Source organism: Maricaulis maris, from assembly GCF_049116555.1.
GTDB lineage: Bacteria > Pseudomonadota > Alphaproteobacteria > Caulobacterales > Maricaulaceae > Maricaulis > Maricaulis maris_C.
Genome location: NZ_JAGDYT010000005.1, coordinates 1 through 9598, shown reverse-complemented (window position 1 = coordinate 9598; position 9598 = coordinate 1). Strand labels below are relative to the sequence as shown.

The window sequence follows — 9598 nt, the reverse complement described above, 5'->3', positions numbered from 1 at the left end:
ATGGCGCCAATGACGCACCGGTCGCCATCGCGGACGTGTCGAATGCCAATGCCGACCTCGAGCAGGCGGGCAATGTGCTCGACAATGACAGCGATGTGGACTCCAGTGACGTCCTGTCGGTGATCAGCGTTCGCAATGAGGGCGGTGATGAGGCCAATGCTGACACCAGTCTTGTCGGAGCGCTCGGCACCTTGTTGCTGAATTCCGACGGCAGCTGGACCTATATGGCGGACCCGACAAATCCGGCGGTTTTCTCGCTGGCACTTGGCGATACGGCCACGGAGACCTTCACCTATACCGTCTCCGACGGAAATGGCGGCGTGGTCGAACAGACACTGGACATTACCATCATCGGTGTGAACACGACGCCGGATGCGGTGGCTGATACGGCCAATGCGACAGAAGACGGGGCTGTCATTACCGGCAATGTCGGCGACAATGACAGTGATCCCGATACCGGCGCGGTACTCAGTTTCAGCCTCGCCGACAATGCGCCGGACGGTTTCCAGCTCAATGGCGACGGGTCCTGGTCCTTCGACCCGGGCAATGCGGCCTACCAGTCGCTTGCCGAGGGCGAGCAAATCCAGTTGGTCATCGACTATGTCGTCACGGACGAGAAGGGCGCCAGTGCTCCCTCGACCCTCACCGTCACGATCACCGGTACAAATGACGGCCCGGTGGCTGTTGCCGATGCTGCGACGACTGACGAGAATGCGAGCGTCACGATCGACGTCCTCGCAAATGACACGGATGCCGACAATAATGCGGCCCTTTCGGTCAGCGCCGCAGCCATCAATACCGGCGGTGGCTCGGTCGCAATCGTCAACAATCAGCTTGTCTTTGACCCCGGTGCAGACTTCGACGGCCTGTCGGTCGGAGAAACCGCTACGGTGCTGATCGACTACACCATCCAGGACGAGCACGGCGTCGCGTCTGCGGCACAGGCGACCGTCACGGTGACCGGCTCGAATGATGCTCCGACGGTGTCGGCCATCAGCCTCACCGGCACCGGCGGCGGCAGCAGTGGCGGCGCCATTGTCGGCCTTGCGCTCTCGGGCAATAGCGATGGTCTCGTGATCCATGAGTTCATCGACAATGACGGTGACGGAGCGTCCGACACGGTCACCGAGAGTTCGCTGCTTGATCGCGCGAACATCTATGGTCGCGGTCTGGACAGCGGCGATATCGACGGCGATGGCGACATCGATATCGCCATTGCGACGGGCACCGGCGTCTGGGTCTTCACCAATGTCGGTGACACGGACGGTGACGGTTTTGCCAACTATACCGGTGTGCAGGCATCGACCAGTGTTCAGCAGGCCGTGGAGCTGACCGATCTGAATGGGGATGGTCTGCTCGATGTGGTGGCGGGCGCTTCCAATGGCACGCTGTTGGAAGTCATCAATCTTGGCGACACCAACGGCAATGGTGTGATCGACGAGTTCTCGGTGCGCGATGTCGCGCGACCGACGAATGGTTGGTCCTACTCGATTTCCTCCGGTGACATGAATGGCGATGGCCGGATCGATGTTGTGTCTGCTGGCTGGAGCCAGGGGCCGGTCGTGATTTCCTACAATCAGGGGGACACGAATGGTGACGGTCAGATCGATTACATCCACCAGACCTTTGCCAGTTCCTATGCCTTGGGCACGGAGGTCGGTGATGTCGATGGCGATGGTGACATGGACTTCATTGTCTCCCATTGGTCCAGCCGGGACGAGATTCTCTACATCAACCAGGGTGATTCAAACGGCGATGGTCAGAATGAATTCACCGCGATCACCTTGCCGACCGCGTCAAACACGCTCGAAAGCATGTTTGCCGATATTGATGGCGACGGAGATCTCGACATCATTCACGCGGACTTGTCTGGTCAGATCGATATCAGCCTGAATCAAGGGGACACCAATAATGACGGTCTGCCCGAGTTCGAGCAGATGGTGGTCGATAGTGGAACGACCAGTTCCTACGGCATCGCCGTGGGCGACTATGACGGCGATGGGGATGTGGACATCTATGTTCCGTCCAACAGTAGCGGCGGTGGCCGTCTTCTCACCAATGTCGGGGACACGAATGGCGACGGCCGTCCGGACTTCATCTCGGAAGTGGTAACCGGCGACATCCCGAGCTGGGATGCGACCTTCCTTGGTGCGGGCTTCTCCTTCGGAGGAACCGGCACTCGGGAAGACGGGGCGCCTGTTACCGAGTCCTTTGCTGGTGATGATGTCGACAGTGAGGACAATCAGGCCTCGTTGACATACGAGATCCTGACCCAGCCGGACGAGGGCAGCGTCATCAATAATGGTGATGGAACCTTCACCTTCAATCCAGGTGGCGATTTCCAGGATCTGGCCTTTGGCGAGAGCCGCACGGTGAGCTTCACCTATCGAGCGATTGACGCTCAGGGTGCCGCGTCCACCGTCGAGACGGTGACCATCGAAGTGGCCGGCGAGAATGACGCGCCGACCGTCATCACGGCTGATACGTCGGGGTCTGTGAGTGAAGTCGCAGACGGTGCTGCCAATGAAGGTACCGTCACCCATGTTGCCAACGGCACAATAGCCTTTGCCGATATCGACATCACCAATGAGCACACGGCGACGGTGACCCCGGTCGGCGGGAATTATCTCGGCACGCTTTCGCTGAGCCCGGTTGACCAGAATGGTGATACGGTGGCCTGGACGTTCGAAGTGGACGACAATGCCCTTGAAGGCTTGGCGGCCGGAGAGACCGCGACCCAGGATTATGTTGTCACGATTTCTGATGGAGATGGTGGCACGGTAACCGAAACGGTGACCGTCACGCTGAACGGTGCCAATGACGCGCCGACGGCGGGCAATATCGTCCTGCAGGCCAATGCCCTCGGCAATGGCGGTTTCGACAACGGGCTGACAGGTTGGAACGTCTCCACTTCCACCAGCAACATGACCCGTACGGATCGCTCCACGATCACCATCGACACCAATGGAACCTACATCCCGGGTGATGATGCGGTTGCCGTGCTCGACTTCGCCGGTACGGTCCCGAACGGATTTGGGAGCGGTTTTGGGCCGACCATCAGTTCGGACTCCTTTGAGGGGCAGGCTGGTGACACTGTTGCCTTCACCTACAACCTCTCCTCGGGAGGCGATCACGCGCTGGGCTTCGGCTATATCCGGGATGCGAATACCGGGGCGATCGTTCAGGAGATTTTCAACTTCAATACTGGCTTTACAGGCTCAACCGGTGTCACAACCGTCGAGCTGGAGCTGGATTATTCCGGTGAGTTCATCATCGAGTTCCGCGTCGGATCCTATGACGCGTCTGGAGGGCTCTATATCGGCGCCCGCATGGATATCGGCTTTGCCGGCATCCTCCGTGAGGGCGTCAGTGAAGATGGCGATTACACCTTCCAGGATGTCGTCAACCAGATCCTGGGAACCACGAATGACCCGGATGGTGACAGCCTCACTGTCTCGATTGCTGCGGGTTCAACGTCCGCTGGCGGTGCGTCGGTGTCGCTCAATGCAGATGGATCGCTCTATTACAGCGCTCTGGGCGCCTTCGATTATCTGGCGGAGGGCGAAACCTTCGTCGATACGGTGACGCTGATCGTTGATGACGGAAATGGCGGTACCACCACGGCAACGGCTGAAGTGACGGTGATTGGCGAGAATGATGCGCCTGTCATGGTCAGCGGCGCCGCTTACCTTGTCACGACCAACTATACCGGTGTCGTGTTCACGGCGGCGGCGACGGATGTCGATGCGAGTGATACGATCGCCTACTCCCTGTCGGGTGACGCGGCGGAATTCTATACGATCGATGCCACGACCGGCGTCGTCACCGCTTTGGGTGACCCTGCATTTGAGGGTGTCCACAATATCGTCGTCACCGCATCGGATGGATTGACCACGACCGATCAGGACGTTGCGATCACCTATTACCAGTCGGTTGGGCGCAAACTGGCTGAACCGAGCACAAAAGCCGAAGTGCTTGATGTTGCGAGCGAGAAGCCCGCTCCGGTTTCGGAAGCCATCGAAAGCTCTGACAGCGCGATGGAAAATGTCTCTGGACCGGCATTCGACAGTGGCGTGCGGATGCTGGCCGTTGGTGAGAGCGCAGACGGGTTCCTGACCCTGAGCGATGACGGCTTCAGCGATCTCAATTCGATTGGTTCTGTTGGATCCGATGCCTTGGCACAGGCCGCTGCAGAGTTCGGGAATGATATGGACCTGCCGATGGCGGACCTGGCTGGATTCACCTCGCTGACCGAAACCGGTCCGAGTTCGGCTCTTTTCCCCGGGGTCGCGATGTCGGGCGATGGGATGTTTGTTCTCGATGACCTCGCAGGTCCGCTCGACCTACCGGTCTCGCTGGACGTGCCGGTCACGCCGGACACGCCCGAAGGCTGGTAATGGGCCGGTCTCCAAAATTGAAGGGGCGGCGCACATGCGCCGCCCCTTTTTTGTTGTGCCAACGCATGGGCTTAGGCCGTGTCGTTCCCGGTCTCTGAATCGGTCTCAGAATCGGTCTCTGGCGCTGCCGTCGACGAGGCAGAAAAGGTTGATGAGCTCAGCCGGACAAAAAAATCGGTCAGCCCTTCGGTCTCGGGATAGCGAGCGGCCCAGCGAGCGCCGCGAATGGCCAGCCTCTTCAGAAGGTCTGGCGTTGCCCCGATCTTGTCTTTCGCCAAGAGATGCGCGCGATCACCCCAGCCATGGCTCGACTGGAAGTCCAGTACCAGATTGATGCGGACCATGGTGTGCAGACAGCCAAACGCCGACAGATAGCGTCCGAAGTCGAAATCGAATCTGTTCGAGTATTCTGCGCAAAACCCGCTAATCGCCGCCGTTTCCAGATTTCTGTCATCCGGGAACCATTCGTCGCAAACGAGCCAGGCGAGATCGTCCGCAATTACCCGACATCCGGCATGCTCCCAGTCAATCCAGACGGCGCGACCGCTGGAGGGGTCTATCAGGGCGTTGCCCGGGCGCGAATCCCATTTCACAAAACTTGCGGGGGGAGCAGACAGAATGGATCGAATACCCGCTCCGTCGAATGCCGGAGGCGGGAGCCCGCAATTTTCCGCCAGACTTGCCGGCAGGCCCGAGAAACGATCAAGCCAGCCTGCCTTCTGTCCAATCCTTGGCGCAATCCTGTCCAAGCCGGCCATTGTTCCGGCGCGTTGCAGTCTGGCCAGAGTGGCGGCGGCTTCAGCCACCAGCGCGGGCGTCGGATTCAGTGCGAGCCGCTCGGCGAGTCGTTGACCGGGCGTCCAGCTCTGCACAACCCATTCGTCCCGGCAAAGAACCAGTTCAGGCGTGTGCCCGCTGTCCTGGAGGCGTTCCAGAATGGTGGCTTCCAGACGGGCCCGACCTGGCCCGCCTCGTTTGGACACTGCATAGCGGGTCTCGTCGTAGCGTACGCAGAAAGTCCGGCGACTGCGTCCGCCAGGCCATTCGACTTCGTCCGGTTCTCGGCCGAAAAGGCCGATGACCGCCGAGCGTGCATCTTGGTTCGTGATCGCCATGAATTCCCCAGTTTCGACGGGACAAGATTAGCCAGACAGACCCGCTAAAACCACCAAGCAGCCACAGCCGCCAAAACACGAATGAGCGCGACCGGCGTGACGACGCAAACATGGCGATCCAAAGCCGATTGATGGACGTTGATGTCGTCGCGCCGGTCGGCAGGCTAAGGTTGATCCATATGCCGGCGACTGCGTATCCGGTCGCCGCCACCGCTCGGCCCAGCTGAAGGGAAATCCTACGGAAAACTGCTCTCGCGAACGCCCGATTTGGCTTTGTTCTTTCGGGCTTTAGTAGTAGCGTGATCATGCTTCGCCGGCGGGGGGTGTTCCAAGTCGTCAGGGGTGAGCTGGAGTCAGACAGGCTATTGTCTTGTCTGCGCGGGGGAAAATATGCGCGATATCCTGGATTTTGTTTCGACATTCGGCCGACCTGAGCTTCAGGCGCGGGGAGCCGATCAGATAAAATCCAGTCAGATAAAATCCAGTCAGGTAAAATCCAGAATTGCGCCAATGCGTTGGGCCGCACTTCTTGCAGCAGGCCTGGCCGGCAGCGCTCTGGCGGCCTCCGATGCGTCAGCGCAATTTTTCTTTACCACGTCGGCCGCGAGCTACGAAACCGGCGATGAGCCGCGGGTCGACCCCGGCGAAAACGCAGCCATCACCCATACTATTTGGGTGACCGGAGCAGAGGATCTCACAGACCTTACATTCACCGTGGATTATGAAGCGGCATTGACCGGCGCGCGACTCGATCTCGGGTCGATTTCCAGTTTCAGCTGCGGAGCGCCGACTATTTCTTCCGACGGGTTGGGTCTGGTCACTGTGTCCAACATCGACCCCGTCGGTCAGTGTCAAGTCCGCTATTCGGTTTCGACACCGGCGTCGACCGCGGCGGCGACTTATGTCGCGTCCCCAAGCAATATCACCGGCACGGGCTCTGTTTCTGGCGCGATCGACCGCGACTGGGCGGATTTCAATATCGAGGTCGGTGTCGATTCTGCTGCGCCAGCGCCGATTATCACAGGGCCGGGCGGGCCAGTGGATGCGGCGTTTAACGTCAATGTCAGCTTTGTCGAACTTGGCCTGTATGCGGAGACAATCGACGGCTTCGCGGTGAGCGATCTTGTCGTGACGAACGCGACGGTCGCCTTCGCCGACCTTGGCGGTGATGGCGTTCAATCGGGTGACGATGTTTCCACGGTCACAATCGAGGTGACGCCGACCGGCGCTGGTACGCCGATTACCGTTGAGCTGCCCGCCGCGACGGTCGTCGACCAGTCCGGCAACGACAATACCGCTTCAAATGTCTATAGCGTGGTTTACGACGTGGGCGGCGATCCGCGAGACGATGTGGACTTCACGGCATCCTTCGTCACCAGCCCGGTCGACCCGCTTGATCAGGCAACGCTGCGTTTCACCATCACCAATAATTCTGCTGATGATCTGACTGTCGGGCAATTTGACCTCGATATCGACGGGAGCTCGAGCTCTGATTTCTTCGGTGTGCAGCCCGCAGCCCTGCCTTGCGGTCCGAGTTCGACCGCGACCTTGTCGAGTGGCAACACCTATGTTCAGTTCCGTTCGATGGCGCTTGTTGCCGGTGCGAGCTGCACCTTTGACCTGCCGATTGAGGTCGATGACGCGCTTGAGGCCGGAAATTACGGGTTCACCACGACCGAGCTGGTCTATAATCTCGACGCCGTGAGTTATACGGACACGCAGGCTGCTGCCATCTTGGCTGTTGACTTTGCCGAGGGCGCCGGCGGCACAATCCAGTTCACCAAAACCTTCGCGGAAGACGACGTGGCGCCGGGCGACACGATCGACGTTGAGTTTTACATTGCAGCAACGGGCGCGTTCACGACAACGGACATCGTGTTCACGGATGACCTCGACGCGATGCTGGGTAGCGCGACGGCCACCGGGACGCCGCTGGCGGATGTCTGTGGGGCCGGTTCCAGTCTTACGGGCACAAGTGTCCTGTCATTGGCGGGCGGTAGCCTGGCATCCGAGGGCTCATGTACTTTCACTGTCACAGTCAGTGTTCCGGCAGGTGCGGCGGCTGGCACGTACACAAACACGACCAGCAATCTGACCGCGACCCGTTCTGACGACGGTGCTGTGACGATTGATCCCGCGTCTGACAGCTTCGTCGTCGATGTGCCGGGCGGCACGCCTCCCAGTGTCACGATTTCAGGTGATACCGATGATCTCGGCGTCGCTTTCTCTCGCGCCCTCGCTGTGCGTTTCAGTGAGCCGGTCACCGACCTTGTCGCTGGCGATTTTGATCTCACCAATGCCACGTCGGATGGGCTTACCGGGTCGGGCTCTGACTGGACGCTCACCGTTTCGCCCGCGGGTGTCGGCTCGGTCGAGGTCTTCCTTCCAGCGGCCGTCGTGCAGGACGCTGAGGGTGATGATAACGCCTTGTCGAACACATTCACATTCGAAGCAGTGGCTGGCGACCCGGAAATCAATGTTACGGGCAATTCGGTTTCGATTGCTGACGGGGCTGCCGCGCCAAGTCTGACGGACCATACGCAATTCTCGCCCGTCGATGTAACGGCCGGCACAGCGTCGCGCACCTTCACGATTGAAAATCTCGGCACGGACACGCTCACCATTGCGAGTGTTGCCCTGTCAGGCGCAGATTCCGCAGATTTCTCCATTACGTCAGCTGCGGCCGCCAGTGTGGCGCCAGCAGCGACCACGAGTTTCACAGTCCAGTTTGACCCGTCTGTCGCTGCGTCGCGTACCGCAACGATTACAATCGCCAGTAATGACGCGGATGAGGCGAGTTATGATTTTGCCATCGCCGGTGTGGGTACAGTCTTGCCGGAGATTCGCCTGGCGGATGCCGCAAACGCGATCGATATCGACTCTGCCGACGCATCGCCGTCTGTTGCGGATGGCACCGATTTCGGTAGCCAGGCCGTCGACAGCGGGACCGCGTCGGCCACTTTCACCATCAACAATGATGGTGGCGCCGTCCTGACGCTCGGCAGCGACGCCGTTTCGATTTCCGGATCAGATGCTTTTTCGGTAACCGCTCAGCCTGCCACGACCGTCGCGGCGGGCAATTTGACGACGTTTACGATCGAGTTTGACCCGGCAGAAGCGGGCACGTCCAATGCCACGGTTTCCATCGCCAATGATGATTCGGACGAGGCCCCTTACCTGTTCGGCATAACAGGTCTCGGCACGGATAATGTCGCGCCGTCCGGTCACACGGTGAGTTTCGATTCGACGCTCTACGGGCCGTCAAACTATACCGCCGCGTCGTTTACGATCGATAATCCGGAAACGTTGACGGACTACAGCTATACGATCTCGTCGGATGGCGGTGGAGCGAATGTCGTCGGGACTGGCAGCATCCCCATTCCCAATGCGGGCGATCCGGCTGAATTCCAGGTGTCTGGCCTCGATATTTCCGGCCTCAATGAAGGCGAGCTCACCGTGAGCGTCGTTCTCACGGACGCGTCCAGCAATGCCGCAGCAGCCGTCACCGATACTGCTACGCTTGACCTTACCGGGCCGACGCCAGTGATCTCGACCGGCTCCGCCGATCCGGTGTCTGGCGCTTTCACGATTGCCGTCGATTTTGGCGAGGCGGTCACCGGCTTCCTTGTGGGCGATATCAGCGTCGGCAATGGCGCGCTTTCGGCCTTTGCCGATAATGGCGGCGGCGACTTTTCTGCCACTTTGACCCCTGCGGCGGACGGAACCGTCACGGTTGATGTCGCGTCCGCCGCGGCTCAGGATGCCGCCGGGAATGACAGTGCCGCTGCGACCCAATTTATAATCGAAAATGACGAAACGGCTCCGACTGTAGCCCTCTCGACCGGCTCTGCTGATCCGACCTCGGGCGCTTTCACGATCACCGCGACCTTCTCGGAAGCGGTCACGGGCTTCGCCATTGGTGACTTCTCGGTCGGCAATGGTGCGGCGTCGAGCTTCTCGGCAACCAGCGCCACTGTCTACACCGCCACGATCACCCCGGCCGCTGATGGTTCGGTGACGGTCGATGTCGCGGGCAGTGCCGCCCAGGATAGCGCCGGCAATAACAATACAGCGGCGACGCAGTTC

The 9598-nt window shown here is 59.9% G+C and carries 3 protein-coding genes; 2 read left to right on the top strand and 1 reads right to left on the bottom strand.

Annotated features, from left to right (window positions below; genetic code table 11):
* Positions 1 to 4397: beta strand repeat-containing protein (locus JXQ94_RS07630; RefSeq protein ID WP_421923178.1), on the top strand; the 4397-nt coding region annotated here is incomplete at its 5' end.
* 71 nt (positions 4398 to 4468) lie between these two features.
* Here JXQ94_RS07630 and JXQ94_RS07625 read toward each other — a convergent pair.
* Positions 4469 to 5512, bottom strand: a complete 1044-nt coding sequence (locus JXQ94_RS07625; RefSeq protein WP_421923177.1) for a phosphotransferase family protein — start codon at positions 5510 to 5512, stop codon at positions 4469 to 4471.
* A 510-nt stretch (positions 5513 to 6022) separates the two neighbouring features.
* Between JXQ94_RS07625 and JXQ94_RS07620 the strand changes: the two genes are divergently transcribed.
* Positions 6023 to 9598, top strand: a 3576-nt coding sequence (locus JXQ94_RS07620) for a beta strand repeat-containing protein (RefSeq protein ID WP_421923176.1), incomplete at its 3' end; no start/stop codon positions are given.

Coding starts and splice junctions, on each gene's coding strand:
- JXQ94_RS07625 (WP_421923177.1), bottom strand. CDS start 5,512: ATGGCGATCACGAACCAAGATGCACGCTCGGCGGTCATCGGCCTTTTC.